The 25,155-nt window shown below is 63.4% G+C and carries 23 protein-coding genes; 13 read left to right on the top strand and 10 right to left on the bottom strand.

What is annotated here, in order from left to right; translation table 11 throughout:
* Window positions 1-55 precede the first annotated feature (55 nt).
* The 6 genes from HU825_RS01770 to HU825_RS01745 form a co-directional block, all read right to left on the bottom strand.
* A complete protein-coding gene (locus tag HU825_RS01770; RefSeq protein ID WP_008568977.1) occupies window positions 56-361 on the bottom strand; it encodes a hypothetical protein in 306 nt (101 codons plus the stop codon).
* A gap of 180 nt (window positions 362-541) precedes the next feature.
* Window positions 542-3,391 carry an FAD-binding and (Fe-S)-binding domain-containing protein gene (locus HU825_RS01765; RefSeq protein WP_234302780.1) on the bottom strand — a complete coding sequence of 950 codons (2,850 nt, stop codon included), beginning with the start codon at window positions 3,389-3,391 and terminating at the stop codon, window positions 542-544.
* Window positions 3,388-4,059 (bottom strand): LutC/YkgG family protein, encoded by a 672-nt coding sequence (locus HU825_RS01760; protein ID WP_077681987.1) that lies wholly within the window; start codon window positions 4,057-4,059, stop codon window positions 3,388-3,390. Before HU825_RS01760 ends, HU825_RS01765 begins: the two co-directional genes overlap by 4 nt.
* On the bottom strand, window positions 4,056-5,516 hold the full coding sequence (locus HU825_RS01755) for a LutB/LldF family L-lactate oxidation iron-sulfur protein (protein WP_043298176.1): 1,461 nt from the start codon (window positions 5,514-5,516) through the stop codon (window positions 4,056-4,058). The genes HU825_RS01760 and HU825_RS01755 overlap by 4 nt, the downstream gene beginning before the upstream one ends.
* Window positions 5,513-6,334 (bottom strand): (Fe-S)-binding protein, encoded by an 822-nt coding sequence (locus HU825_RS01750; protein ID WP_234302779.1) that lies wholly within the window; start codon window positions 6,332-6,334, stop codon window positions 5,513-5,515. The genes HU825_RS01755 and HU825_RS01750 overlap by 4 nt, the downstream gene beginning before the upstream one ends.
* A 96-nt stretch (window positions 6,335-6,430) precedes the next feature.
* Entirely contained in the window at window positions 6,431-8,125 is a 1,695-nt protein-coding gene (locus tag HU825_RS01745) for an L-lactate permease (protein WP_234302778.1), read from the bottom strand.
* A gap of 283 nt (window positions 8,126-8,408) precedes the next feature.
* On the opposite strand from HU825_RS01745, the gene HU825_RS01740 reads away from it, so the two are divergent.
* The gene (locus HU825_RS01740; protein ID WP_037020250.1) at window positions 8,409-9,200 is read left to right on the top strand and encodes a GntR family transcriptional regulator; all 792 of its coding nucleotides are present in this window, start codon (window positions 8,409-8,411) and stop codon (window positions 9,198-9,200) included.
* Between the two features lie 51 nt (window positions 9,201-9,251).
* Here the strand turns inward: HU825_RS01740 and smpB are convergent, their stop codons facing one another.
* Complete coding sequence (gene smpB / locus HU825_RS01735) at window positions 9,252-9,734, bottom strand: SsrA-binding protein SmpB (RefSeq protein WP_234302777.1); 483 nt, start codon at window positions 9,732-9,734, stop codon at window positions 9,252-9,254.
* Window positions 9,735-9,932: 198 nt separating this feature from the next.
* On the opposite strand from smpB, the gene HU825_RS01730 reads away from it, so the two are divergent.
* Complete coding sequence (locus HU825_RS01730) at window positions 9,933-10,367, top strand: type II toxin-antitoxin system RatA family toxin (protein WP_008568970.1); 435 nt, start codon at window positions 9,933-9,935, stop codon at window positions 10,365-10,367.
* Complete coding sequence (locus tag HU825_RS01725) at window positions 10,360-10,692, top strand: RnfH family protein (protein WP_077681983.1); 333 nt, start codon at window positions 10,360-10,362, stop codon at window positions 10,690-10,692. The genes HU825_RS01730 and HU825_RS01725 overlap by 8 nt, the downstream gene beginning before the upstream one ends.
* Before the next feature lie 30 nt (window positions 10,693-10,722).
* On the opposite strand, the gene HU825_RS01720 is transcribed toward HU825_RS01725, so the two are convergent.
* A complete protein-coding gene (locus tag HU825_RS01720; protein WP_043298172.1) occupies window positions 10,723-11,244 on the bottom strand; it encodes an outer membrane protein assembly factor BamE in 522 nt (173 codons plus the stop codon).
* 96 nt (window positions 11,245-11,340) lie between these two features.
* Here HU825_RS01720 and fur point away from each other — a divergent pair, with 96 nt between their 5' ends.
* On the top strand, window positions 11,341-11,745 hold the full coding sequence (gene fur, locus HU825_RS01715; RefSeq protein ID WP_043298171.1) for a ferric iron uptake transcriptional regulator: 405 nt from the start codon (window positions 11,341-11,343) through the stop codon (window positions 11,743-11,745).
* Window positions 11,746-11,810: 65 nt separating this feature from the next.
* Here the strand turns inward: fur and recN are convergent, their stop codons facing one another.
* Entirely contained in the window at window positions 11,811-13,484 is a 1,674-nt protein-coding gene (gene recN, locus HU825_RS01710) for a DNA repair protein RecN (protein WP_138300387.1), read from the bottom strand.
* Between the two features lie 218 nt (window positions 13,485-13,702).
* Here recN and grpE point away from each other — a divergent pair, with 218 nt between their 5' ends.
* The 8 genes from grpE (at window position 13,703) to HU825_RS01670 (ending at window position 23,910) form a co-directional block, all read left to right on the top strand.
* Window positions 13,703-14,266, top strand: a complete 564-nt coding sequence (gene grpE, locus HU825_RS01705; RefSeq protein ID WP_043298169.1) for a nucleotide exchange factor GrpE — start codon at window positions 13,703-13,705, stop codon at window positions 14,264-14,266.
* A gap of 97 nt (window positions 14,267-14,363) precedes the next feature.
* Window positions 14,364-16,277 carry a molecular chaperone DnaK gene (dnaK, locus tag HU825_RS01700; protein ID WP_043298168.1) on the top strand — a complete coding sequence of 638 codons (1,914 nt, stop codon included), beginning with the start codon at window positions 14,364-14,366 and terminating at the stop codon, window positions 16,275-16,277.
* A gap of 122 nt (window positions 16,278-16,399) precedes the next feature.
* Window positions 16,400-17,527, top strand: a complete 1,128-nt coding sequence (dnaJ, locus tag HU825_RS01695; protein ID WP_077681982.1) for a molecular chaperone DnaJ — start codon at window positions 16,400-16,402, stop codon at window positions 17,525-17,527.
* Window positions 17,528-17,597: 70 nt separating this feature from the next.
* On the top strand, window positions 17,598-18,404 hold the full coding sequence (dapB, locus tag HU825_RS01690) for a 4-hydroxy-tetrahydrodipicolinate reductase (RefSeq protein ID WP_043298166.1): 807 nt from the start codon (window positions 17,598-17,600) through the stop codon (window positions 18,402-18,404).
* A gap of 217 nt (window positions 18,405-18,621) precedes the next feature.
* Window positions 18,622-19,770 (top strand): glutamine-hydrolyzing carbamoyl-phosphate synthase small subunit, encoded by a 1,149-nt coding sequence (gene carA, locus HU825_RS01685; protein WP_043298165.1) that lies wholly within the window; start codon window positions 18,622-18,624, stop codon window positions 19,768-19,770.
* A gap of 36 nt (window positions 19,771-19,806) precedes the next feature.
* On the top strand, window positions 19,807-23,028 hold the full coding sequence (carB, locus tag HU825_RS01680; protein WP_234302776.1) for a carbamoyl-phosphate synthase large subunit: 3,222 nt from the start codon (window positions 19,807-19,809) through the stop codon (window positions 23,026-23,028).
* The gene (gene greA, locus HU825_RS01675) at window positions 23,025-23,501 is read left to right on the top strand and encodes a transcription elongation factor GreA (RefSeq protein WP_043298163.1); all 477 of its coding nucleotides are present in this window, start codon (window positions 23,025-23,027) and stop codon (window positions 23,499-23,501) included. Before carB ends, greA begins: the two co-directional genes overlap by 4 nt.
* A 10-nt stretch (window positions 23,502-23,511) precedes the next feature.
* Window positions 23,512-23,910, top strand: coding sequence for a DUF4149 domain-containing protein (locus tag HU825_RS01670; protein ID WP_234302775.1), 399 nt, complete (start codon window positions 23,512-23,514; stop codon window positions 23,908-23,910).
* Between the two features lie 29 nt (window positions 23,911-23,939).
* Here the strand turns inward: HU825_RS01670 and yhbY are convergent, their stop codons facing one another.
* Window positions 23,940-24,251, bottom strand: a complete 312-nt coding sequence (gene yhbY / locus HU825_RS01665; protein ID WP_054095276.1) for a ribosome assembly RNA-binding protein YhbY — start codon at window positions 24,249-24,251, stop codon at window positions 23,940-23,942.
* A gap of 83 nt (window positions 24,252-24,334) precedes the next feature.
* On the opposite strand from yhbY, the gene rlmE reads away from it, so the two are divergent.
* Window positions 24,335-24,967 (top strand): 23S rRNA (uridine(2552)-2'-O)-methyltransferase RlmE, encoded by a 633-nt coding sequence (rlmE, locus tag HU825_RS01660; RefSeq protein ID WP_043298160.1) that lies wholly within the window; start codon window positions 24,335-24,337, stop codon window positions 24,965-24,967.
* Window positions 24,968-25,155: the final 188 nt, after the last annotated feature.

Genomic DNA, 25,155 nt, shown 5'->3' with positions numbered 1-25,155 from the left:
ACAGAATGTACAGCTGGACGCGGCGGGATCGCCAGGGCGGACCCGCCGCGGTACCTCAGTTGCCGGCGCCCGAACCCGAGCCGCTGGAGCCGCCACTGCCGGAGCTGCCGGGGCCTTTGAGTTCCTGCAGGGCCTTGGTGGAGTGAGCGATGCAGCCCTCGGTGTCGCCAGCTTGCTGGGCCTGCTTGGCCTGCATGACATGTTCCTCGACCTGGCTCTTGGCTGGTTCGCCGAGTGTGGTGCTCTGGGTGGCCATGTTGTCTTCGATCTCCTGAAGATTGGTCTGGCACAGGTCCTGAGCGGCGAAGACGGCGGGACTGGCGAGCAGTACGGCGGATGCGAGCAGTGCATGAATTTTCATGGTGGGTCCTCCAGTCTTGTGGACTTCCCGGGCCTGCCTGAAAACTGCGGAAATGGCGGCGCCGAGTCGAATCGAACCCGTCAGGGGCTCTGAAATTCCGACTGCGATTGCGCATGAGCGTTCATCGAAATGCCATAAACGAAACGGCCCCCGGCATTGCGCGCGGGGCCGTTTCGCCATTCAGGCCGGCGTGGCCGCCTTACGCCGGGTGACGCGGTCGACCAGGTAGACCAGGCCGTGATAGTCGATCTCGCCATGCCGCGACAGGCCGATCTCGCAGGTGCGGCTGGTGGAGATGCCTTCCTCGCAGATCTGCACGGCGTTCTTCAGGCTGCGCAGTGCGTGCTCGTTCAGCTCCGGCGTGGTGAAGCCCTTGTCGCCGGCGAAGCCGCAGCAGTGGATGCCTTCCGGAATGACCACCTCGTTTGCGCAGCGGCGGGCGATATCGATCAGTGCCTGTGCTTCCCCAAGATGCTGGGTGCTGCATGTGACGTGCACGGCGATCGGCTTGTCCTGCGGGACGAAATCCAGCTTGTCGAGCAGATGCGTGCGGATGAAGCGCACCGGGTCGTACATGTCGAGGCGTTGATCGGTCAGGCCCTGGACCAGGCGCAGGGTACAGGGGCTGGTATCGCAGTAGATCGGGTCGAGCCCGCCGCGGCTGGCCTTGAGCAGCGCGTCGAGCATTTCCTGCCGCTTGCGTTCGCCCTGTTCGGCATAGCCCTTGGAGGCAAACGGCTGGCCGCAGCACAGGTCGTTCAACTCATCGGGGAAGATCACTTGGTAGCCGGCCTTTTCCAGCAGACTGCGGGTCTTGTCGAGCAGCGGCTCCTGTTCCTGATCGCGCGCCGCCGGGCCCATGGCGCGGGATACGCAGGCGGCGAGGTAGACCACCCGCGGGCGCTCGTCGCCCGTAGGCGGCTTAGGCAGGTGCAGGCGTTGCAGGGGCTGCGGTGTTGCGGGCGTCCACTGCGGCACGCGCCCTTTGCTGGCATTGGTCATGGTCGCCGACAGCTTGGCCAGATTCTTGGTGCCCATGACCAGGTGCGCGCCGTTGGCCACATGCAGCATGAAGCGGGTGCCCTGCACGGCCGTGGAAAAATGATCGGCCAGCCAGTTGGCGGTGCCGGTGCGGTTCGCCTCACGGCCGCGCAGCTTGCGCACCAGGTCGCCGGTGTTGATGCCCACCGGGCAGCGCTGGGCGCAGAGGCCGGTGGCGGCGCAGGTCTCGACGCCGTGGTAGTGGTAGAGCCGCTCGATTTCCGTGGTGTCGACACCGGCGCGCTTGCGCGCCTGGATGTCGCGCCAGATGACGATGCGCTGGCGTGGCGTCAGGGTCAGCCCGTTGGATGGGCAGACCGGCTCGCAGAAGCCGCATTCGATGCACTTGTCGACGATCTCGTCGGCGGCCGGCAGCGGCTTGAGATTCTTCAGGTGGATGTCCGGGTCTTCGGAGAGCACCACGTCCGGATTGAGGATGCCGGCGGGGTCGAGCAGGCGCTTGATCTTCCACATCAGCGCATAGGCCTCGCTGCCCCATTCCAGCTCGACGAAGGGCGCCATGTTGCGCCCGGTGCCGTGCTCGGCCTTGAGCGCGCCGCCGAACTCGACGGCAACCAGCTGCGCCACTTCGCCCATGAAGGCCTCGTAACGGGCGACCTGCGCCGGATCATCGAAGCCCTGGGTGAAGACGAAGTGCAGGTTGCCTTCCAGGGCATGGCCGAAGAGGATCGCCTCGTCGTAGCGGTGCTTGTCGAGCAACTCGATGAGCCGATTGACGCCTTCGGCCAGGCGCTCGACCGGGAAGGTCACGTCCTCGATGATCACCGTGGTGCCGGTCTGGCGCACGGCGCCGACCGCCGGGAAGGTGTCCTTGCGGATCTTCCACAGCTGGTTGTAAACGACCGGGTCCTCGCTGAAATCGACCTGCTTCTCCACCGGGAAGTGCGCGATGGAGGTCATGATCAGGTTGATCTGCTCGTGCAGCAGCGACTGACTGGCGGCGCGTGATTCGATCAGGAGCGCGCAGGCCGTCGGCGACAGTTCCTTCACCCACTCGGGCATGCCGGCCTTGTGCTCGACCGAGCGCAGGCTGCGGCGGTCGAGCAGCTCCACCGCGGACACCGGTTGCTGCTTGAGCACCGGCACGGCGAGGCAGCAGGTTTCCACGTCGGGGAACACGACCAGCGCGCTGGCCTTGTGCGGATGGTCCGGCACGGTGTCGTAGGTCACCGCGCTGATGAAGCCCAAGGTGCCTTCGGAACCGACCATCAGGTGGTTGAGGATGTCCAGCGGCTCGTCGTAGTCGACCAGCGCGTTGAGCGAAAAGCCGGTGGTGTTCTTCAGCCGGTACTTGTGGCGGATCTTCGCGGCCAGTTCGGTATTGGCGCGGGTCTCTCGACCCAGCTCGGCCAGCTGCTCGAGCAGCGCCGCGTGGCTCTGGCGGAACGCGGCAACGCTTGCGGCATCCTCGCTGTCGACCACGGTGCCGTCGGCCAGTACCACACGCAGGCCGGCGAGGGTCTTGTAGCTGTTCTGCGCCGTGCCGCAGCACATGCCGCTGGAGTTGTTGGCGACGATGCCGCCGATCTTCGCCGCGTTGATCGAGGCCGGGTCGGGGCCGATCTTGCGCTGGAAGGGTGCGAGCACGGCGTTGGCATTGGCACCGATCACGCCCGGCTGCAGGCGGATTTGCTCGCCGCCGTTGCGAATCTCGCGGCCGTTCCAGTTGTCGCCGAGCACGATCAGCACCGAGTCGCTGATCGCCTGGCCGGACAGGCTGGTGCCGGCGGCGCGGAAAGTCACCGGGACGTTTTCCGCGTGGGCCAGTTTGAGCAGCGCGACCACTTCGGCTTCGGATTCGACGCGCACCACCAGCTTGGGGATCAGCCGGTAAAAGCTCGCGTCTGTGCCGAAGGCGAGGGTGGAAAGCGGATCATCGAAGCGGCGCTCGGCGGGGATCAGCCGCTCGACCTCGGCGAGGAACGCCGCCGGCAGCGGAGTGCGTTCGAGGGGCAGGGCGGCGTTCATGCGTCCTCCAGGATCAGCACGATCAGATCCTTCGGCCCGTGGGCGCCATAGGCCAGCACCTGCTCGATGTCGGCGGTCTTCGATGGGCCGGAAACCAGCAGCGCATTGGTCGGCATGCCGGCGGCCCACTGGAACTTCTGCTGGATTTCGTAGAAGTTGTCGTGAATTTCGCTGGCCTTGAGGATGGCGAAATGCACCGGCGGCACCAGGCTCATCAGGCGCGGCTCCTCGCGGGTGGGCCACATGATCAGGCTGCCGGTGGAGGCGATGGCGCCGAGGGTGCCGGTGAGGCTCGCCGGGGTGTCGTTGAACAGCTCTTCCTTCCACTCCTCGACCGGGCGATCGTAGGCCTTCAGCGCCGGCAGGCCTTCACGGCCGGCGCAATGCGCGGTGAAGCGCTGGCCGTACGGCGTGGTTGGGGCGATCAGCAGGCTCGGTAGCTGGCGGTCGTGCAGCAGCTGTTCCAGCAGGGCGGGCCAACCGGCGTCGGTGGTCAGGTGGATTTCGGTGTGCACCGCTTCCATCAGCTGGCGCAGGCGGGCGATGCGCTGCCCCGGCGCATAGCTCCAGGGCTGGGTGACCAGCGACTCGTCGTAGTCATCGACGATCGGCGTGGTGCCTTCTAGGCTTTTCTTCAGCTTGGCGAGGATATTGGCCTTGGCGCTCATCGCTTGCCCTCCAGGTGTTCCTTGGCCAGCTCGTGCAGCGAGCGGGCGGCGGGTTTCGGTGCGCTGTGGTTCTGCGTCCAGGGGCCGATGTTCGATGGCGTCAGGCCGCGCAGGCGGGTGGCGAAGAAGCCGAATACGCGGTACAGCGTCGGGCTGGTGTTGAGCAGGCGCCAGCCGGCCCAGATCAGTCGTTCCTGCTTCGAGTATTTGCTGCCCTGGCCGCGCATGACTTTGTGCGGATCGTCCGGCGCCTTGACGTTCTCCTCGCGCAGGCGCCGCAGGATGGACGGAATCGGAATCTTCACCGGGCAGACTTCGCCGCAGGCGCCACACAGCGACGAGGCGCTGGGGTGGTCCGGCACCTTGTCCAGGCCGACCATGTGCGGCGTGATGATCTTGCCGATCGGCCCGGGATAGACCTCGCCGTAGGTGTGGCCGCCGACGCGGGTGTACACCGGGCAGTGGTTCATGCAGGCGCCGCAACGGATGCAGTTGAGCGTCTGGCGCAGCTCGCTGTCGGCGAAGGCCTGGCTGCGGCCGTTGTCCAGCAGGATCAGGTGCACTTCCTGCGGGCCATCCAGCTCATGGGCCTTGCGCGGGCCGGAGATCATGTTGACGTAGGTAGTGATGGGCTGGCCCAGCGCGGAGCGGGTCAGCAAGGAGAGCAGCGGGACCACATCGCGCAGATTCTCCACCACCTTCTCGATGCCGGTGACGGCGATGTGCACCGGCGGCACGGTGGTGCTCATGCGGCCGTTGCCTTCGTTCTCCACCAGCAGCAGGGTGCCGGTTTCGGCTACCGCGAAGTTCACGCCGGAGACGCCGATATCGGCCTCGAAGAACTTCTGGCGCAGGGTGCGGCGGCCGATCTGAATGAGTTGGTCGACGTCCTTGGTGTATTCCACGCCAAGTTTCTCGTGGAACAAGGACGCGACCTGGCCGGCGTTCTTGTGGATGGCCGGCATGATGATATGGGAAGGCTTCTCGTGGTCGAGCTGGACGATGTACTCGCCCATGTCCGATTCCAGGCATTCGATGCCATGGCCTTCGAGGAAATGGTTCATCTCCATCTCCTCGCTGACCATCGATTTGCCCTTGATCACTTGTCGCGCCTCGTGAGCACGGGCGATCTCGAGGACGATGTTGTTCGCCTCGTCCACCGTCTCCGCCCAGTGCACGTGCACACCGTTGCGGGTCAGGTTGGTTTCCAGCCGCTCGAGCAGTTCGGGCAGCTTGGACAGTGCGCGGGCGCGGATATGGTTGCCCATCTCGCGCAGCCGCTCGCGTTCGTCGGCATCGCTGAACGCCGCGGCGCGCTTAGTCATCAGCGAGTCCATGGCGGTGCGGAAGTTGCGCCGCAGCTGCTCGTCCTTTAGCGACTTGCGGGCACGGGCGCGGAAATCCGGGTCACCGGCGTTCTCGATCTGGATCGCGGGAATACGCTGTTCGGCGTTCATCGGGCACCTCCGGTGCGTTGCCAGAGGAAGCTCGCCAGGTGCTGGCCGCGCAGGGCTTCACGCTGCTTCTCGAGCGAGCCGTTGATGTTCATCAGACAGCCGCAGTCGGCGCTGACCACCTGATGCGCGCCGGACTCCTTCAGTGCACGGGTCTTGTCCAGCACCATGGCGCCGGAGATGTCGGGCATGCGCACGCTGAAGGTGCCGCCGAAGCCGCAGCATTCGCTCTCGTGGTCATGCTCGACGCGCTCGACCTGGCCCAGCTGGGCGAGCAGGGCGCGGCCGTGCAGGTGGGTGTTCATCTCGCGGCGGGCCGAGCAGGAGGTGTGCAGGGCGACCTTGGTCGGCGTGCCGGCATCCTTGAACTCGACCTGGCAGACGTTGAGCAGGAACTCGGCCAGCTCGAAGGTGCGCTCGGCCAGTGCCTGTGCGTTCTTCAGCGTTTCCGGCTCGTCCTTGAACAGCTCCAGATAATGGTGGCGCAGCATGCCGGCACAGGAGCCGGAGGGCACTACCACCGGCCAGTCGTTGGCGAACAGCGCCAGCTGCGCGCGGGCGACCTTGCGTGCTTCGTCGGTGTAGCCGGTGGTGTAGGCCGGCTGGCCGCAACAGGTCTGGCCCTGCGGGTAGTGTACGGTCAGTCCTTCGCGTTCGAGCAGACGGATGGCGTCCAGGCCAGCCTCGGGATAGAACAGATCCACCACGCAGGTACCGAACAGGTAGACCTGGGTCGGCTTGGCCGGGTACTCGCGTGGCTTGGGCAGCGGCGGCGCGACGCGGGTGGCGTTCGGCGCGGCGTTGTAGAAGAGTTCGCTCATCGGCTTGGTCTCCGGGTGGGCCCGGTTATCCGCAAACTGCGGGATGTTGGAAACGCTCTTGCCCCGCGCAAGGCGGGGCAAGACTTCACGGTTGAATCACACTCCGACCAGCGGGTCGGTCACGCCGACCACGTAGATCGCGATCAGCGTCAGCAGGCCCGAGACCAGAACGTAGTACAGCGTCGGCCATACCGTCTTGCGAAGCGTAGTTCCTTCGCGGCCGAGCAGTCCGACTGTAGCGGAAGCGGCGACGACGTTGTGGATCGCCACCATGTTGCCCGCCGCGGCGCCTACCGCCTGAGCGGCGACGATCAGTGCACCGGAGATGCCGAGGTTCTGCGCGACACCGAACTGGAACTGGCTAAGCATCATGTTGCTGACGGTATTCGAGCCGGCGATGAAGGCACCCAGTGCCCCGATGCTCGGCGCCAGCAGCGGATAGACCGAGCCGACACTGTCGGCCACGTAGCGCGCCATGGTGATCGGCATGCTCGCCAGTTCCGCGGTGTTGACGCCGGAGTTGATCAGGATGCGCACCATGGGAACGGTGAACAGCAGAACGAAGCCGGCGCCGACCAGCACCTTGCTCGATTCGCCGACGGCGGCGGCCAGCTCGCGAACCTTCATGCCGTGCAGGAAGAACGTGGCGAGAACCACGGCGACCAGAATGCCGCCCGGCAGGTACAGCGGCATGAAGTCGGCCTTGATGCCGGCCTCGCCGAGGATATCCGGGAACACCAGCACGATGGACTTCATGAAGGCGCCGACTTCCGGAATGGTGCGGCTGATCACCAGCAGCGCGCCGACCAGCACGTAAGGCAGCCAGGCGCGGAAGGTGCTCATCGGCTTGGCGGTCAGATCCTCAAGCTTCATCTCGATGCTGCCGAGCCACTCGCTCGGCCAGTCTTTGGCATCAGCGAAATCCCAGGACTTCTTCGGCACCAGGAATCCGACGCGCGCGGCGCTGGTGACGATGGCCAGGCCGATCAAGCCGCCCAGCAGGGAGGGGAACTCCGGGCCGAGGAAGAGGCCGGTGGCGACGTAGGGCACGGTGAAGGCCAGGCCGCCGAAGATGGCGAACGGCAGGACTTCGAAGCCGGCCTTCCAGCTTTTTTCCTTGCCGAAGAAGCGGGTCAGCATCAGCACCATGATCAGCGGCATGATGGTGCCGGTCAGCGCGTGGAGAATCGCCACTTCACTGGTGATCAGTTGCAGGAACGCTGCCCAGCTGGAGCCTTGGGCAGTCAGTTGGGTGCCGAGTGTAGCGGTGTCCAGACCACCGTTGATGCCGATGATGATCGGCGTGCCGACGGCGCCGAAGGACACCGGCGTCGATTGCACCAGCATGCCGAGGATGACCGCAGCCAGGGCTGGGAAGCCGATGGCGACCAGCAGCGGTGCGGCGATGGCCGCCGGCGTACCGAAGCCGGAGGCGCCCTCGATGAAGCAGCCGAACAGCCAGGCGATGATGATGGCCTGGATGCGGCGATCAGGGCTGATAGTGGTAAAACCAGCGCGGATGGCGGTGATGCCGCCGGAGTGCTTGAGCGTATTGAGCAGCAGGATCGCGCCGAAGATGATCCACAGAACGCCCGCGGTGATCACCAGACCTTGTACGGTCGAGGCGAGTACGCGGTTGAAGCTCATGTCCCAGACATACAGTGCAATACCCGCGGTGAGCAGGTACACCAGCGGCATGGCGCGCTTGGCCGGCCAGCGCAGGCCGATCAGCAGGACGGCGGCAAGCAGAATGGGGGAGAAGGCGAGAAACGCGAGAAGACCGTTTGACATGGATTCAGACTCCCGCCGTCACGAGGCGCTGGAGGGGGCCGGCAAGCGGCAATTGGCGGATTCGATACGGCGTCATGGAGTGCACCTCTTCTTGTTGGGAACGCGCTGTAAAGTGGTAATACCAATTTACAGCAGCGAGATGCCAGCGTAAGAGTTCGCGCTCAAGTGCGTCAATTCGCCAACTTTAGACATTGGTAGTACGCGGCAACGTTGCGAGGCGTTTCCTTGATCGTTAGGCTGACGTAATTCTTAAAGTGGTCAAACCAATCGAGAGCGAGTCGCGATGGAAGTTGGAGTGGTGCGCCAGCGGCGGCTGGCTGATGACATCGTTGCGCAACTGGAAACCATGATTCTCGAGGGCACGCTCAAGGCCGGTGAGCGGCTGCCCGCCGAGCGTGCGCTGGCCGAGCAGTTCGGCGTGTCGCGGCCCTCGCTGCGCGAGGCGATTCAGAAGCTGGCGGCCAAGGGCCTGCTGATCAGTCGCCACGGCGGTGGGAACTTCGTTGCCGAGTCGTTGGGCTCAACCTTCAGCGATCCGTTGCTGCATCTACTGGAAAACAATCGTGACGCTCAGCGGGACCTGCTGGAGTTTCGTCACACGCTGGAAGGCAGTTGCGCCTACTACGCAGCCTTGCGCGCTACCGAGGTGGATCAGCAGCGTCTGACCGAAGCGTTTATGGCTCTGCAGGACTGCTATGACCGCGAGGGCACGGTGACCCGGGCCGAAGAGGGGGCTGCCGACGCGCAGTTTCATCTGGCCATAGCCGAAGCCAGCCACAACGCCGTGCTGTTGCATACGATTCGCGGCCTGTTCGATCTGCTCAAGCGCAATGTGGTGACCAACATCGGCGGCATGTACGCCTTACGGGATGAAACCCGGGACATGCTGTTGCGTCAGCATCGTGAGCTGTACGAGGCGATCATGGCCCGGCGCGCCAGCGAGGCGCGTGAAGTGATTCATCGGCACATCAACTATGTGCAGGAGGTGCTTGCGGAGGGGCAGCAGGAGGCCCAGCGCCTGGCGCGCGCGCAGCGTCGACACGGTGATCGGAGCGTGATCGGTCACAAGGCTTGAGTGTTTGGCGCGCCTTATGGGTGCGCGATGGGGGCTTCGACTGGGAGAGGCTCAGTCGTCCTTGCCCTTGGTGCGCATCGCTCGCTGGATCTCGCGATCGGAGTCGCGCTCCTTCTCGGTGTGGCGCTTGTCGAATTCCTTCTTGCCCTTGGCGAGGGCGATTTCGCACTTGATCATGTGCCTCTTCCAGTACAGCGACAGCGCCACGCAGGCGTAGCCCTTCTGCTGTACCGCACCGAACAGCTTGCCCAGCTCGCGCTTGTTCAGCAGCAGCTTGCGGGTGCGGGTCGGATCGGCAATCACGTGGGTGCTGGCGCTGGTCAGCGGCGTGATATGCGCGCCCATCAGCCAGGCCTCGCCGTCCTTGAGCAGCACGTAGCTGTCGACCAGCTGCGCCTTGCCGGCGCGCATGCTTTTCACTTCCCAGCCAGCCAGAACGAGGCCGGCCTCGAACTTCTGCTCGATGAAGTAATCGTGTAGCGCCTTCTTGTTCAGCGCGATGGTCCCGGGGGACTGTTTCTTCTGTTTGGCCATAGGGCGCGCATTATAGGCAGTCGCATCGCGGCTGGCGACAAGCAGCGGCGGCGTTGCGGCAGGAAACTTGAGGGGCGCGTGCTTATCCCTGACAATGTGTCGGTTTTTTGCGCGCGCCGTGGTGCGGGGGAGTCCGGCTTTCCTGTGTGACGGTCCGGCGGGTCGCGCTTCTGGCGCATGAAGAAGTAGAAGGTCTGCATGACGACGCATATTCAACGATCGGCGCTGTTGCCGTACCCGGCAGGCGCGCTGTTCGACATGGTCAACGACGTGGCCAGCTATCCGCAATTCCTGCCCTGGTGCTCGGCGACCGAGGTGCTGGCCAGCAGCGCCACGCAGATGCATGCCAGCATGACCGTGGCCAAGGCGGGCCTCAGCCAGAAGTTCATGACGCGCAATGAGTTGCAGGCCGGCAAGCGCATCGAGATGACGCTGGAGGAAGGGCCGTTCAGTCATCTACACGGCATCTGGGAATTCAAGGCGCTCGGCGAGAAAGCCTGCAAAATAAGCCTCGATCTGACCTTCGACTATGCCGGTCCGCTGGTGAAGGCGACGCTGGGCCCGCTGTTCAATCAGGCGGCCAATACCTTGGTCGATGCGTTCTGCGAGCGAGCTAAACAACTATATGGATAAGCCGGTAGTCGCGATCGAGGTGGTTTACGCCCTGGCCGACAAGCAGAAACTGCTGCGCCTGACCGTGCCGGCCGGAACCACCGTCCGCGACGCGGCGCTGGGGTCAGGAATGGAGGCGTTCTTTCCGGGCCTGGATTTGGCGAATGCACCGCTGGGTATATTCGGTAAAGCCGTGGCCAAGCCGGATGAGCGAGTGCTGGAGGATGGTGAGCGGGTGGAAATCTATCGGCCATTGATTGCCGATCCGAAAGAGGTGCGCAAGCAGCGCGCCGCCCGCGCGGCGAAGAGCAAAAGCGACGACGCCGAGACCGAAATGAAGGAATAAAAAAGCCCGGTATGAACCGGGCTTTTTTTATCACTCGACGTCGAGAGGCTCGGGAATCGGCACCGGCACCGGCTCGGCGGCATCGACTTCGCGCTGGATCTGTTCCAGCAGCGAGCCCGGCGCGGGTTTCTCCTGCGTCTGTTGCGGCTTGTTGTCGCGCTCGGCAGGAGTCTGGGTGGTGGTCGACGAGGTGCCCAGAATGGCTTCGTCGCGGCTGACGCCTGGCATGAAGTCGCCGGCCAGGCCGACCAGTTGATCGCTGCCATCGAACACCAGGCTTACGCGCTCCTGCTGCCGGACGCTGCCGCCGGGCTGGATGCTGTACAGATAGTCCCAGCGATTGGCGTGGAAGGTGTCGGTGATCAGCGGGTTGCCCATGATGAAGCGCACCTGCTTGCGGGTCATTCCGGGGCGCAACTGGTCTATCATGTCCTGCGTGACGACATTGCCCTGTTGAATATCGACCTTGTAAACCCCGGGAAAAGAACAACCGGCGATTGCGAACAAGCCCACGAGCGTGAGGCTGGTCAGCATGAGCTTGGTGTTTTGCATCGGTGGGTGACTTCCACTATCTTGGCTGGGCAACGAAACCCGGATCATACCTGCATTGAAGGAGGCTGCGAAACAGCAGCAGCGAGAAAGCCACCCATGGTTGAAAATAACGAACTACGAAAAGTTGGTCTGAAAGTCACCCTGCCTCGGGTCAAGATCCTGCAGATGCTGGATACCGCGGATCAGCGGCACATGAGTGCGGAAGATGTCTACAAGGCGCTCATGGAGGCGGGTGAAGATGTCGGATTGGCGACGGTCTATCGCGTGCTGACGCAGTTCGAGGCCGCGGGGCTGGTGGTTCGGCACAACTTCGATGGCGGGCACGCCGTATTCGAATTGGCCGATAGCGGTCACCACGACCATATGGTCTGCGTCGACAGTGGCGAGGTCATCGAATTCTTCGATCAGGAAATCGAGAAGCTCCAGAAAGAGATCGTCAAGCGTCATGGTTATGAGCTGGTCGATCACAATCTGGTGCTTTACGTACGTAAGAAGGACTGAGCTCCTTCGGCGAAATGAAAAAGGCGACTCGTGAGTCGCCTTTTTCATGCGTGACGTACCTGCGGTCAGGCCTGCGCTGCTGTGACCATCTGCTGCGCGTGTGCCAACGACTGCTCGGTGATATCGACGCCTCCGAGCATGCGCGCGATTTCCTCGATGCGGTCGCGGCCACGCAGCTCGGCGACGGCGGTACGCGTCTGCTCGTTGTCGCGGGCCTTGTGCACGAACAGATGATGGTGGCCTTGGGCAGCGACCTGAGGCAGGTGGGTAACGGTCAGCACCTGGCCGCGCTCGCCGAGCCGACGTAACAGCTGGCCGACGATTTCCGCAGTTGGGCCGCCGATGCCGACATCTACCTCGTCGAAGACCAGCGTTGGAACGCGCGAGGTCTGCGCGGTGATGACCTGAATCGCCAGGCTGATGCGCGACAGTTCGCCACCGGAGGCAACCTTGGCCAGCGGACGTAGTGGCTGCCCGGGGTTGGCGCTGACGAGAAACTCCACCTGCTCGAACCCGTAGGGCGGGTAGTCGCCCTCGGCGACCGGTTTCAACGTCACGCTGAAGCGTCCGCCGGGCATGCCCAGACGCTGGATTTCGGCTTCCACGGCGAGCGACAGCTCCCCGGCCGCCGCCTGGCGGATGCGGCTCAGCTCTGTGGCTTTTTCCTCGTAGTGGCGAGCATAGGCCGCCAACTCCTCGCTCAGTCGTTCAATGGCTTCGTCGTCCGCGTTCAGGCCTTCCAGTTCGTCCAGCAGGCGCTGCTGCAGCGCGACCAGGTCGACAGGCTGCACGCGGTGCTTGCGGGCCAGCGTATAGATGGTGTCCAGGCGTTCTTCCAGCGCTTGCTGGCGTTGAGGATCGGCATCGAAATGATCGACGAAGCGATTGAGCTCACCGACCGCCTCCTCGACCTGGATCTGGGCGCTGGCCAGCAGGTTGACGGCCTCGCCGAGCGCCCCCGCCTGATTCTGGAACGCGGCCAGGCGCTGCAGGCTCGAGGTCAGTGCGGAAAGCACATTGCCGGCGTCGCTCTCGCTGCACAGTTCTGTCACCTGGCGGCAGGCGTCCAGTAACTGGCCGGCGTTGGCGAGGTTCTTGTGTTCCTGTTCCAGCTGTTCGAGTTCGCCTTCGGCGAGCGCAAGATTTTCCAGTTCTTCGAGCTGATAGCTGAGCAACTGCTGGCGCGCGCGTTGCTCGTCGCTGCTGTTGCTCAGCCGTTCGAGCGCCTGTTGCGTCTGGCGCCAGCGCTGGGCCGCGAGTTGCACCTGGCGGGCAAGCTCCTGGCCGGCGCTGTATTCGTCGAGCAGGCGTCGGTGGGTGTCGGGTTTGAGCAACGACTGGTGCTCGTGCTGGCTGTGGATGTCGATCAGCAGTTCGCCGAGCGCCTTGAGATCGCCTTGCGGGCAGGGGGCGCCGTTTATGTAACCGCGCGAGCGCCCTTCGGCAGTGATGACCCGGCGCAGGATGCACGGGCCGTCGTTGTCCAGGTCGCGCTCGGCGAGCCAGGTGCGGGCGTCGGGAATGTCGTCCAGGTCGAAGCTGGCGAGAATGTCCGCCTTGTCGGCGCCCAGGCGCACCACGCTGCTGTCGGCACGGTCGCCCAGCGCGAGACCGAGGGCGTCGAGCATGATCGATTTGCCCGCGCCGGTTTCGCCGCTGATCACGCTCATGCCGCGTTTCAGTTCGAGGTCCAGGTGTTCGACGATGGCGTAGTTGTGAACCGAAAGATGAATCAGCATGGAGGCGCTCCGGGTTGTGAGGCTGTTTATTTATACAGTGCTTTTTGGGGCGGCCACAATATGCCTCCGACGGATTTGGATTTGTGAACGGAGTGCAACTGGCTGGCGCGCGTCAATCGGTGTCGGCGCGACCTGCCCTTGAACCGCGCGAGGGTGCCCCCATATAGCGGCACAAGCGCGGGCGCTCGCCCGCAATCGTATCGAGAGGAGGAGGACGCATGGCCGACGAGCAGAACCTGGAAAACCAGACCTTTGACGAGCAGGATCAGGCTGCTGCCAGCGACGATCTGGCTGCTCGCGTGCAGTCGCTCGAAGAGCAGTTGGCGGCCGCCCAGGACCAGTCGCTGCGTGTCGCGGCCGAGATGCAGAACATCCGTCGGCGCGCCGAGCAGGACGTGGAGAAGGCGCACAAGTTTGCGCTGGAGAAGTTCGCCGGCGATCTGCTGGCCGTCGCCGACAGTCTGGAGCGGGGCCTCGAGCTGTCGAAGCCGGACGACGAAGCGGTCAAACCGGTGCGCGAGGGGCTCGAGCTGACCCTCAAACTGCTGCTCGACACGCTGGCACGCCACCAGTTGACGCAGATCGATCCGCATGGCGAGCCCTTCAATCCGGAGCATCACCAGGCAATGGCGATGGAAGAGAGCACCCATGCCGAGCCGGGCAGCGTGCTCAAGGTGTTCCAGAAGGGCTACTTGCTCAATGGCCGCTTGTTGCGCCCGGCGATGGTCGTGGTGAGCAAGGCGCCTTCGCAAGCGGTGCCTTCGATCGACGAGCAGGCTTGAATTCGGGCGGGCGACCCCCATCTGGTAGCCAAGCGTTTTTGTGTTACCGCAGCCGGTAAACAGGCGCGGACCAATCGAAATTCGGGAGAGAGATTAAATGGGCAAAATCATCGGTATCGACCTGGGGACCACCAACTCCTGTGTCTCCATTCTGGAAAACGGCAACGTCAAGGTCATCGAGAACGCCGAAGGCGGCCGTACCACTCCGTCGATCATCGCGTACACCAATGATGGCGAGACCCTCGTCGGTCAGTCCGCCAAGCGCCAGGCGGTCACCAACCCGCAGAACACCCTGTATGCAGTCAAGCGTCTGATCGGCCGTCGCTTCGAAGAAGACGTCGTGCAGAAAGACATCAAGATGGTGCCGTACAGCATCGTTAAGGCCGACAACGGCGACGCCTGGGTGGAAGTGAAGGGCCAGAAAATGGCGCCGCCACAGATTTCCGCCGAAGTGCTGAAGAAGATGAAGAAGACCGCCGAGGATTATCTGGGCGAGCCGGTCACCGAAGCGGTCATCACCGTGCCGGCCTACTTCAACGACAGCCAGCGTCAGGCCACCAAGGACGCCGGTCGCATCGCCGGTCTGGACGTCAAGCGCATCATCAACGAGCCGACCGCGGCGGCGCTGGCCTATGGCATGGACAAGGCCAAGGGCGACCACACCGTGATCGTCTATGACCTGGGTGGCGGTACCTTCGACGTGTCGGTGATCGAGATCGCCGAGGTCGACGGCGAGCACCAGTTCGAGGTGCTGGCCACCAACGGTGACACCTTCCTCGGTGGCGAGGACTTCGACATCCGGCTGATCGACTACCTCGTCGAGGAGTTCAAGAAAGAAACCGGCATGAACCTCAAGGGCGACCCGCTGGCCATGCAGCGCCTGAAGGAAGCCGCCGAGAAGGCCAAGATCGAGCTGTCCTCCAGCCAGCAGACCGACGTCAACCTGCCGTACATCACCGCCGATGCGTCCGGTCCGAAGCACCTGAACGTGAAGATCTCCCGTGCCAAGCTGGAGTCGCTGGTCGAGGATCTGGTCGAGCGCACCATCGAGCCTTGCCGCATCGCGCTGAAGGATGCCGGTATCGACGTGTCGAAGATCGATGACGTGATTCTGGTCGGCGGTCAGACTCGTATGCCGCTGGTGCAGCAGAAGGTCGCCGAGTTCTTCGGCAAGGAAGCGCGCAAGGACGTCAACCCGGACGAAGCCGTCGCCATGGGTGCCGCCATTCAGGGCGCGGTACTGGCCGGTGACGTCAAGGACGTGTTGCTGCTCGACGTGTCGCCGCTGACCCTGGGTATCGAAACCCTCGGTGGCGTGATGACCCCGCTGATCGAGAAGAACACCACCATCCCGACCAAGAAGTCGCAGGTGTTCTCCACTGCCGATGACAACCAGAGCGCCGTGACCATCCACGTGCTGCAGGGCGAGCGCAAGCAGGCGGCGCAGAACAAGTCGCTGGGCCGCTTCGACCTGGCCGACATTCCGCCGGCACCGCGCGGCATGCCGCAGATCGAGGTCACCTTCGACATCGACGCCAACGGCATCTTGCATGTGTCCGCCAAGGACAAGGCCACCGGCAAGCAGCAGTCGATCGTGATCAAGGCCAACTCCGGTCTGTCCGAGGAGGAGATCGAGCAGATGGTGCGTGACGCCGAGGCCAACGCCGAGGAAGACCGCAAGTTCGAGGAGCTGGCGACCGCCCGCAACCAGGGCGATCAGTTGGTCCACGCCACTCGCAAGATGCTGACCGAGGCCGGCGACAAGGCCAGTGCCGATGACAAGACGGCCATCGAGAAGGCCATCGGCGAACTGGAGCTGGCGATCAAGGGCGACGACAAGGCTGAGATCGAGGCCAAGATCGCTGCGGTCTCCCAGGCCTCCACGCCGCTGGCGCAGAAGATGTATGCCGAGCAGCCGCAGGGCGCCGAAGGTCAGCCGGCCGCGGACAAGGACCAGGCGGGCGACGATGTGGTCGATGCCGAGTTCGAAGAGGTCAAGGACAACAAGTAAGCCCCGGCTTGCTTCCGCTCCAACCCGTTCCGGCTTCGGCCGGGCGGGCGTAACCGCTGCGCGGGGGCTTGCTCCCGCGTCGGCGTGTCTGGAGGGCACGAATTTGAGGGTTCAGGAAACATATGGCCAAACGTGATTTTTACGAGGTGCTGGGTGTCGAGCGCGGCGCCAGCGAGGCGGAGCTGAAGAAGGCCTATCGTCGCCTTGCGATGAAGCATCACCCCGACCGCAATCCGGGTGATAAGGCGGCCGAGGAGGCTTTCAAGGAAGCCAACGAAGCCTACGAAGTGCTCTCCGATGCGAGCAAGCGCGCGGCGTACGACCAGTATGGCCATGCCGGTGTAGATCCGCAGATGGGGGCCGGCGCGGGTGCTGGCTACGGTGGTGCCAATTTCTCCGATATCTTCGGCGATGTGTTCAGCGACTTCTTCGGCGGTGCGCGTGGTGCCTCGCGGGGCGGCGCGCAGCGTGGCAGCGATCTGCGTTACACCCTGGAGCTGGATCTGGAAGAGGCCGTGCGCGGCACTACGGTCACCATCCGCGTGCCGACGCTGGTCGAGTGCAAGACTTGCGATGGTTCCGGTGCGAAGAAGGGTACCAGTCCGGTGACCTGTACCACCTGCGGCGGTATCGGTCAGGTGCGCATGCAGCAGGGCTTCTTCTCGGTGCAGCAGACCTGCCCGCGCTGCCACGGCAGCGGCAAGATGATTTCCGATCCGTGCGGCAGTTGTCACGGCCAGGGGCGGGTGGAGGAGCAGAAGACGCTGTCGGTCAAGGTGCCGGCAGGCGTCGATACCGGCGACCGCATCCGTTTGTCCGGCGAAGGCGAGGCCGGCACTCAGGGTGGGCCAGCGGGCGATCTGTATGTGGTGGTCAACGTGCGCGAGCACCCGATCTTCCAGCGCGATGGCAAGCATCTGTACTGTGAGGTGCCGATCAGCTTCGCCGATGCGGCGCTCGGCGGCGAGCTGGAAGTGCCGACGCTCGATGGTCGGGTCAAGCTGAAGATTCCCGAAGGCACGCAGACCGGCAAGCAGTTCCGCCTGCGCGGCAAGGGTGTGGCGCCTGTGCGCGGTGGCGCGGCAGGCGATCTGATGTGTCGGGTGGTGGTCGAGACGCCGGTCAATCTGGGCAAGCGCCAGCGCGAGCTGCTCGAGGAGTTCCGCAGCACGCTGCAGGGCGACACATCGCACTCGCCGAAGGCCAGTGGCTGGTTCGAGGGCGTGAAGCGCTTTTTTGGTGATGTTTGATCGCTGCAGGCGGCGAGTGGCCTAGATGAGACCGCCCGCCGCTTGGGGCTTGCAGCTTGGAGCTGATGCTATGCGACGTATTGCAGTGATGGGCGCCGCCGGGCGCATGGGCAAGACCCTGATCGAGGCGGTGCAACAGACGGCGGGTGCCGCCGGTCTGACGGCAGCGGTGGATCGGCCGGACAGCACCCTGGTCGGTGCCGACGCGGGAGAGCTGGCGGCGATCGGTCGTATTGGCGTGCCGCTCAGCGGCGATCTGGCGCGAGCGGTGGACGAGTTCGACGTGGTGATCGATTTCACTCATCCCTCGGTGACGCTGAAGAATCTCGAGGTCTGTCGGCGTGCTGGCAAGGCGATGGTGATCGGCACCACCGGCTTCTCGCCAGAGGAAAAGGAGCGTCTGGCTGCTGCGGCCAAGGAAATTCCGATCGTTTTCGCTGCGAACTTCAGCGTTGGTGTGAACCTCTGCCTCAAGCTGCTGGATACCGCGGCGCGGGTGCTGGGCGACGAGGTGGACATCGAGATCATCGAGGCGCATCACCGGCACAAGGTGGACGCACCTTCGGGCACCGCGCTGCGCATGGGCGAGGTGGTAGCCGAGGCGCTCGGGCGTGATCTGCAGAAGGTGGCTGTATACGGCCGCGAAGGTCAGACCGGTGCGCGTCAGCGCGAGACCATCGGTTTCGCCACGGTGCGCGCCGGTGACGTGGTGGGCGATCACACGGTACTGTTCGCGGCCGATGGCGAGCGGGTGGAGATCACGCACAAAGCTTCCAGTCGCATGACCTTCGCCAAGGGCGCGGTACGCGCTGCGCTTTGGCTGGAGGGCCGGCCCGCAGGGCTCTACGATATGCAGGATGTGCTGGGGCTCAAGTGAGTTTTTTGCGCACGCGGATGCCGTCCCGTCTGCCCGCGCTCGGCTTGCGGGCTATATTGGCTGGACCGGAAAGGGGATTTTCTGTAAGCTTCCCGCTTTAGTGTGTCCACTAAAAGTTGCGCAGAAATGAATCAAATAAAAAGCGGGATGACCTTCACACGTCATCCCGCTTTTTTACAATCTGCGTCTGCTTCAGCCTTGATCTACGGGAGGTCTCTTGACTAAGCCAGCCACTACGCCAGCCATTCTGGCCCTAGCCGATGGCAGCATCTTTCGCGGCGAATCCATCGGCGCCGATGGGCAAACCATTGGCGAGGTGGTCTTCAACACCGCCATGACCGGCTATCAGGAAATCCTCACCGATCCTTCCTACGCCAAGCAGATCGTCACGCTGACTTATCCGCACGTCGGCAACACCGGCACCACGCCGGAAGATGCCGAGGCCCGTCAGGTATGGGCGGCCGGCCTGGTCATTCGCGATCTGCCGCTGCTGGCCAGCAACTGGCGCAACAAGCAGTCGCTGCCTGACTATCTGAAGGCCAACGGCACTGTCGCCATCGCCGGAATCGACACCCGCCGGCTTACCCGCATCCTGCGCGAGAAAGGCGCCCAGGATGGCTGCATCCTGGCCGGTGCGGATGCCACCGAAGAGAAGGCGCTGGAACTGGCGCGCAGCTTCCCGGGCCTCAAGGGTATGGATCTGGCCAAGGTGGTCAGCACCGCCGAGCGCTACGAGTGGCGTTCCAGTGTGTGGGATCTGAAGACCGACAGTCACCCGGAAGTTCCCGCCGCAGAGCTGCCTTACCACGTGGTGGCGTATGACTATGGCGTCAAGTTGAACATCCTGCGCATGCTGGTCGCGCGCGGTTGCCGCGTCACCGTGCTGCCGGCGCAGACGCCGGCTAGCGAAGCGCTGGCGCTCAATCCGGACGGCATCTTCCTGGCCAATGGTCCGGGCGACCCCGAGCCTTGCGACTACGCGATCAAGGCGATTCAGGAAATTCTCGAGACCGATATTCCGGTGTTCGGCATCTGCCTGGGCCATCAATTGCTGGCATTAGCGTCGGGCGCCCGGACGATGAAGATGCCGAACGGCCACCACGGCGCCAACCATCCGGTGCAGGATCTGGACAGCGGTGTGGTGATGATCACCAGCCAGAACCACGGTTTTGCGGTGGATGAGGCGAGCCTGCCGGCCAATCTGCGTGCCACCCACAAGTCGCTGTTCGACGGCACCCTGCAGGGCATCGAGCGCACCGACAAGGTCGCCTTTAGTTTCCAGGGCCACCCCGAGGCCAGCCCCGGCCCGCACGATGTCGCGCCGCTGTTCGACCGTTTCATCGAAGCCATGGCCAAGCGCCGCTAAGCCTGCCGACTGACCAAAGGATTCGAGAGTAATAAAATGCCAAAACGTACAGATATCAAAAGCATCCTGATCCTCGGTGCCGGCCCCATCGTTATCGGCCAGGCCTGTGAGTTCGACTATTCCGGCGCGCAGGCCTGCAAGGCGCTTAAGGAAGAAGGCTTCCGCGTCATCCTGGTGAATTCCAACCCGGCCACCATCATGACCGACCCGGCGATGGCCGACGCCACCTATATCGAGCCGATCAAGTGGGCCACCGTGGCCAAGATCATCGAGAAGGAGCGTCCCGACGCGCTGCTGCCGACCATGGGTGGCCAGACCGCGCTGAACTGCGCGCTGGATCTGGAAAAGCACGGCGTGCTGGAGAAGTTCGGCGTCGAGATGATCGGTGCCAATGCCGACACCATCGACAAGGCCGAGGATCGCTCGCGCTTCGACAAGGCGATGAAGAACATCGGCCTGGCGTGCCCGGTTTCCGGCATCGCGCACAATATGGACGAAGCCTACGGCGTGCTCGATAAGGTCGGCTTCCCCTGCATCATCCGTCCGTCGTTCACCATGGGCGGCACCGGCGGCGGCATCGCCTACAACCGTGAGGAGTTCGAGGAGATCTGTGCGCGCGGCCTGGATCTGTCGCCGACCAGCGAGCTGCTGATCGACGAGTCGCTGATCGGCTGGAAGGAATACGAGATGGAGGTGGTCCGCGACAAGAAGGACAACTGCATCATCGTCTGCTCCATCGAGAACTTCGATCCGATGGGCGTGCACACCGGCGACTCGATCACCGTGGCTCCGGCACAGACGCTGACCGACAAGGAATACCAGATCATGCGCAACGCCTCCCTGGCGGTGCTGCGCGAGATCGGCGTAGAAACCGGCGGGTCCAACGTGCAGTTCGGTATTTGCCCGAACACCGGCCGTATGGTCGTCATCGAGATGAACCCGCGTGTGTCGCGTTCCTCGGCGCTGGCCTCCAAGGCCACCGGCTTCCCCATCGCCAAGATCGCCGCCAAGCTGGCCGTCGGCTATACCCTCGACGAGCTGCAGAACGACATCACTGGCGGCCGCACCCCGGCCTCCTTCGAGCCGGCGATCGACTACGTGGTGACCAAGGTCCCGCGTTTCGCCTTCGAAAAATTCCCCAAGGCGGATGCCCGTCTGACTACTCAGATGAAGTCGGTGGGGGAAGTCATGGCTATCGGTCGGACGTTCCAGGAGTCCATGCAGAAGGCCCTGCGTGGTCTGGAAGTTGGCGCCACCGGCTTCGATCCGAAGCTGAACCTCGCCGACGCCGAGGCCGAGAGCACGCTCAAGCGCGAGCTGACCGTGCCGGGTGCTGAGCGCATCTGGTACGTCGCTGACGCCTTCCGCGCCGGCAAAAGCGTCGAGGACGTATTCGCCCTGACCAAGATCGACCCGTGGTTCCTGGTGCAGATCGAGGATCTGGTCAAGGAAGAAGAGCAGGTCAAGACCCTGGGGCTGTCCAGCATCGACCGCGATCTGATGTACAAACTCAAGCGCAAGGGCTTCTCCGACGCGCGCCTGGCCAAGCTGCTCGGCGTGACCGAGAAGAACCTGCGCAGCCACCGCCACAAGCTCAAGGTGCTGCCGGTCTACAAGCGCGTCGACACCTGCGCCGCCGAATTCGCCACCGACACCGCCTACATGTACTCGACCTATGAGGAAGAGTGCGAAGCCAACCCGTCGAGCCGCGACAAGATCATGATTCTCGGTGGTGGCCCCAACCGCATCGGCCAGGGCATCGAGTTCGACTACTGCTGCGTGCACGCCGCGCTGGCCATGCGTGAAGACGGTTACGAGACCATCATGGTCAACTGCAACCCGGAAACCGTCTCCACCGACTACGACACCTCAGACCGGCTGTACTTCGAGCCGGTGACCCTTGAAGACGTGCTGGAGATCGTCCGCGTCGAGCAACCCAAGGGCGTGATCGTGCAGTACGGTGGCCAGACGCCGCTGAAGATTTGCCGTGCCCTGGAAGAGGCCGGCGTGCCGATCATCGGCACCAGCCCGGACGCCATCGATCGCGCCGAAGACCGCGAGCGCTTCCAGCAGATGGTGCAGCGCCTGAACCTGCGCCAGCCGCAGAACGCCACGGCACGCAGCGAGGAAGAAGCCATCGCGGCGTCCAAGGCCATCGGTTATCCGCTGGTGGTGCGTCCGTCCTACGTACTCGGCGGCCGCGCGATGGAGATCGTCTACGAGGAAGAGGAGCTCAAGCGCTACATGCGCGAAGCGGTGCAGGTGTCCAACGACAGCCCGGTGCTGCTCGATCACTTCCTCAACTGCGCCATCGAGGTGGACGTGGATGCGGTGTGCGACGGCGAGCAGGTGGTGATCGGAGCGATCATGCAGCACATCGAACAGGCCGGCGTGCACTCCGGTGACTCCGCCTGTTCGCTGCCGGCCTATTCGCTGCCGCAGCACATTCAGGACGAGATCCGCGAGCAAGTGCGCAAGATGGCCCTCGAGCTCGACGTGGTCGGCCTGATGAACGTGCAGATGGCGGTGCAGGGCGAAGACATCTACGTGCTGGAAGTGAACCCGCGTGCTTCGCGCACCGTGCCGTTCGTTTCCAAGTGTATCGGTGAGTCGTTGGCCAAGGTTGCCGCGCGCGTCATGGCTGGCAAGACGCTGGCCGAGATCGGCTTCACCAAGGAAATCATCCCGCCGTTCTTCAGCGTCAAGGAAGCGGTATTCCCCTTCGCCAAGTTCCCCGGCGTGGATACCATCCTCGGCCCGGAAATGAAGTCCACCGGCGAAGTGATGGGCGTTGGCGACAGCTTTGCCGAGGCCTTCGCGAAGGCCCAGCTGGGTGCCAGCGAAATTCTGCCGACTTCCGGTTGCGCATTCATCAGCGTGCGCGAAGACGACAAGCCCTACGTCGAGCAGGTCGCCCGCGATCTGATCGGGCTGGGCTTCGAGGTGGTCGCGACCGCCGGTACGGCGCGCATCATCGAGGCGGCCGGATTGCCGGTGCGCCGCGTGAACAAGGTGACCGAGGGGCGGCCCCACGTGGTCGACATGATCAAAAATGACGAGGTCACACTGATCATCAACACCACCGAAGGACGGCAGTCGATCGCCGATTCGTATTCCATTCGTCGCAATGCCCTGCAGCACAAGATCTGCATCACCACTACCATTGCCGGTGGTCAGGCGATCTGTGAGGCGCTCAAGTTCGGTCCCGAGAAGACCGTGCGCCGCTTGCAGGATCTCCATGCAGGAATCCACGCATGACCAAGTTCCCCATGACCGTCCAGGGTGCTCGCGCCCTGGAAGAAGAACTCAAACACCTGAAAACCATACTGCGCCCGCAGATTACCCAGGCCATCGCCGAAGCACGCGAACTGGGTGACCTCAAGGAGAACGCCGAATACCACGCCGCCCGCGAGCAGCAGGGGATGGTCGAAGCGCGGATTCGCGATATCGAAGGTCGCCTGCAGAATGCGCAGGTCATTGATATCGCCAATATCACTCCGACCGGCAAGGTGATCTTCGGCGCTACGGTGGATATCGCCAATGTCGAAACCGACGAGCAGGTGACCTACCAGATCGTCGGCGACGATGAGGCGGACATCAAGCAAGGCAAGCTGTCGGTGAGTTCGCCGATCGCCCGCGCGTTGGTCGGCAAGGAAGAAGGCGATGTAGTCGCGGTGAAGACGCCTAGCGGACTGATCGAGTACGAAATCGTCGAGGTTCGTCATATCTGAACTTCGTCCCGTGCGTGGCGGTACCATCGCCTGGCTGCTGGTCCAGACGTTCTGGGTCGGCGGCCTGTGGTTGCTGCACTTCGTCGTGCTGCCCGCGTTGGCCAAGGTAGGACTGGCGCCGCTCCTGGTAGACGAGCTGGCGGAGGCGCTGCGGCCGTTGCTGGTAGGGTTCGCCGGTTTCTGCGTGGTTTTGCAGGCTTTGGTGCTGCTTCCGCTGACAGGGCTCGCGCGATTTGCGGCCGAGTTGCGCGGTCAGTTGCTGCTGGCGACATTGCTACTGGCCATCAGCTTCTTCATCGAGCGCAGCGGTGTTTTCGAATCGAATTACTGGTCGCTGTTCAGCTATCTGGCGATGGCGTTTTGCGGGCTGTTGCTGGTGCTGCAACCCCCACCGGGGCGTGAGGGCTGAGTATTCGCGAAGGCTAGGCCCTGTGAGAGTTAGGCCTGGAAGCGGTGGATGTTGGAGAGCTGCTTGTTGGCCTTGGGATTCTTGCGATAGACCAGCGCCATCTTGCCGATGTTCTGGACCAGTTCGCAGCGGGCGGCCTTGCAGAGTTCTTCCATCAGCGCGTGACGATCCTCGCGCTCGGTGATTCGGAACTGCACCTTGATCAGTTCGTGATCGTTCAGTGCGCGCTCCAGTTCGGCCAGCACGCCTTCGCTGAGGCCGTTTTCGGCTACGATCAGAACCGGTTTCAGATGGTGGCCGATGGACTTGTAGTGTTTCTTCTGCTCGTTGGTGAGCGGCATATTTCGACCCTTGCGTCAGAACCCTTGAAAAACGGCGGCTAGTGTAACCGACAGGTTCGGGGCCGCACAGATGAGGTATCAGCTTGGCACGCTCCAAGACCAGCCCGCGTTGGCTGAAAGAACATTTCGACGATCCCTACGTGAAGATGGCGCAGAGGGACGGCTACCGCTCCCGCGCCAGCTACAAGCTACTGGAGATTCAAGATAAGGATCGAATCCTGCGTCCGGGCATGACCGTGGTTGATCTCGGCGCGGCGCCCGGCGGTTGGTCACAGGTCACCAGCCGAGTTATCGGCGACAAGGGGCGGCTCATCGCCTCCGATATCCTACCGATGGACAGCATCGCCGATGTGACCTTCATTCAAGGCGACTTCACCGAGGACGAGGTGTTCGCGCAGATTCTCGAGGCCATCGGCGAGCATCCGGTGGACCTTGTTATCTCCGATATGGCCCCCAACATGAGTGGAGTGAGGGCGTCCGATCAGCCGCGCGCGATGTTTCTCTGCGAGCTCGCACTGGATCTCGCCACGCGTGTACTGCGCCCCGGTGGCGATTTTCTGATCAAGATATTCCAAGGCGAAGGCTTCGATACCTATTTGAAGGATGTGCGGCAGAACTTCGACAAGGTGCAGATGCGCAAGCCACTGTCCTCCCGCGACCGCTCGCGTGAGCAATATCTGCTGGCGCGAGGTTTCAAGGGTCAGCAGGGCGAGTGAAGGCGATTGAGGAAAGTCGGCCGGGCGATAGTCAGGGGCTGTTTTGCCGGTCGGGCCGTTTCATATAGGGTTACAGACGAGCTGTCAGCTCGTGCGCGTTGTGTAGTAAGTTAGGCTGAGCAAGCATCCGGCCGTCATGCAGATCCCGTCTGACGGGCCTGCTCCAGAGGGTAGTGAATTTGAACGAC

It is taken from the genome of Pseudomonas phenolilytica (genome assembly GCF_021432765.1).
GTDB classification, from domain to species: domain Bacteria; phylum Pseudomonadota; class Gammaproteobacteria; order Pseudomonadales; family Pseudomonadaceae; genus Stutzerimonas; species Stutzerimonas phenolilytica.
This window is presented reverse-complemented; position numbering and strand designations above follow the sequence as displayed.

What these genes read in the sequence shown, in the direction of transcription:
- grpE (WP_043298169.1), top strand. Translation starts at nt 13,703, where the DNA reads ATGGCCGACGAGCAGAACCTGGAAAACCAGACCTTTGACGAGCAGGAT.
- dapB (WP_043298166.1), top strand. Translation starts at nt 17,598, where the DNA reads ATGCGACGTATTGCAGTGATGGGCGCCGCCGGGCGCATGGGCAAGACC.
- HU825_RS01730 (WP_008568970.1), top strand. Translation starts at nt 9,933, where the DNA reads ATGACGACGCATATTCAACGATCGGCGCTGTTGCCGTACCCGGCAGGC.
- HU825_RS01755 (WP_043298176.1), bottom strand. Translation starts at nt 5,516, where the DNA reads ATGAACGCCGAACAGCGTATTCCCGCGATCCAGATCGAGAACGCCGGT.
- HU825_RS01750 (WP_234302779.1), bottom strand. Translation starts at nt 6,334, where the DNA reads ATGAGCGAACTCTTCTACAACGCCGCGCCGAACGCCACCCGCGTCGCG.
- yhbY (WP_054095276.1), bottom strand. Translation starts at nt 24,251, where the DNA reads ATGCCGCTCACCAACGAGCAGAAGAAACACTACAAGTCCATCGGCCAC.
- carB (WP_234302776.1), top strand. Translation starts at nt 19,807, where the DNA reads ATGCCAAAACGTACAGATATCAAAAGCATCCTGATCCTCGGTGCCGGC.
- fur (WP_043298171.1), top strand. Translation starts at nt 11,341, where the DNA reads ATGGTTGAAAATAACGAACTACGAAAAGTTGGTCTGAAAGTCACCCTG.
- HU825_RS01770 (WP_008568977.1), bottom strand. Translation starts at nt 361, where the DNA reads ATGAAAATTCATGCACTGCTCGCATCCGCCGTACTGCTCGCCAGTCCC.
- dnaK (WP_043298168.1), top strand. Translation starts at nt 14,364, where the DNA reads ATGGGCAAAATCATCGGTATCGACCTGGGGACCACCAACTCCTGTGTC.
- HU825_RS01745 (WP_234302778.1), bottom strand. Translation starts at nt 8,125, where the DNA reads ATGTCAAACGGTCTTCTCGCGTTTCTCGCCTTCTCCCCCATTCTGCTT.
- HU825_RS01720 (WP_043298172.1), bottom strand. Translation starts at nt 11,244, where the DNA reads ATGCAAAACACCAAGCTCATGCTGACCAGCCTCACGCTCGTGGGCTTG.
- HU825_RS01760 (WP_077681987.1), bottom strand. Translation starts at nt 4,059, where the DNA reads ATGAGCGCCAAGGCCAATATCCTCGCCAAGCTGAAGAAAAGCCTAGAA.
- HU825_RS01765 (WP_234302780.1), bottom strand. Translation starts at nt 3,391, where the DNA reads ATGAACGCCGCCCTGCCCCTCGAACGCACTCCGCTGCCGGCGGCGTTC.
- HU825_RS01725 (WP_077681983.1), top strand. Translation starts at nt 10,360, where the DNA reads ATGGATAAGCCGGTAGTCGCGATCGAGGTGGTTTACGCCCTGGCCGAC.
- smpB (WP_234302777.1), bottom strand. Translation starts at nt 9,734, where the DNA reads ATGGCCAAACAGAAGAAACAGTCCCCCGGGACCATCGCGCTGAACAAG.
- dnaJ (WP_077681982.1), top strand. Translation starts at nt 16,400, where the DNA reads ATGGCCAAACGTGATTTTTACGAGGTGCTGGGTGTCGAGCGCGGCGCC.
- recN (WP_138300387.1), bottom strand. Translation starts at nt 13,484, where the DNA reads ATGCTGATTCATCTTTCGGTTCACAACTACGCCATCGTCGAACACCTG.
- HU825_RS01740 (WP_037020250.1), top strand. Translation starts at nt 8,409, where the DNA reads ATGGAAGTTGGAGTGGTGCGCCAGCGGCGGCTGGCTGATGACATCGTT.
- greA (WP_043298163.1), top strand. Translation starts at nt 23,025, where the DNA reads ATGACCAAGTTCCCCATGACCGTCCAGGGTGCTCGCGCCCTGGAAGAA.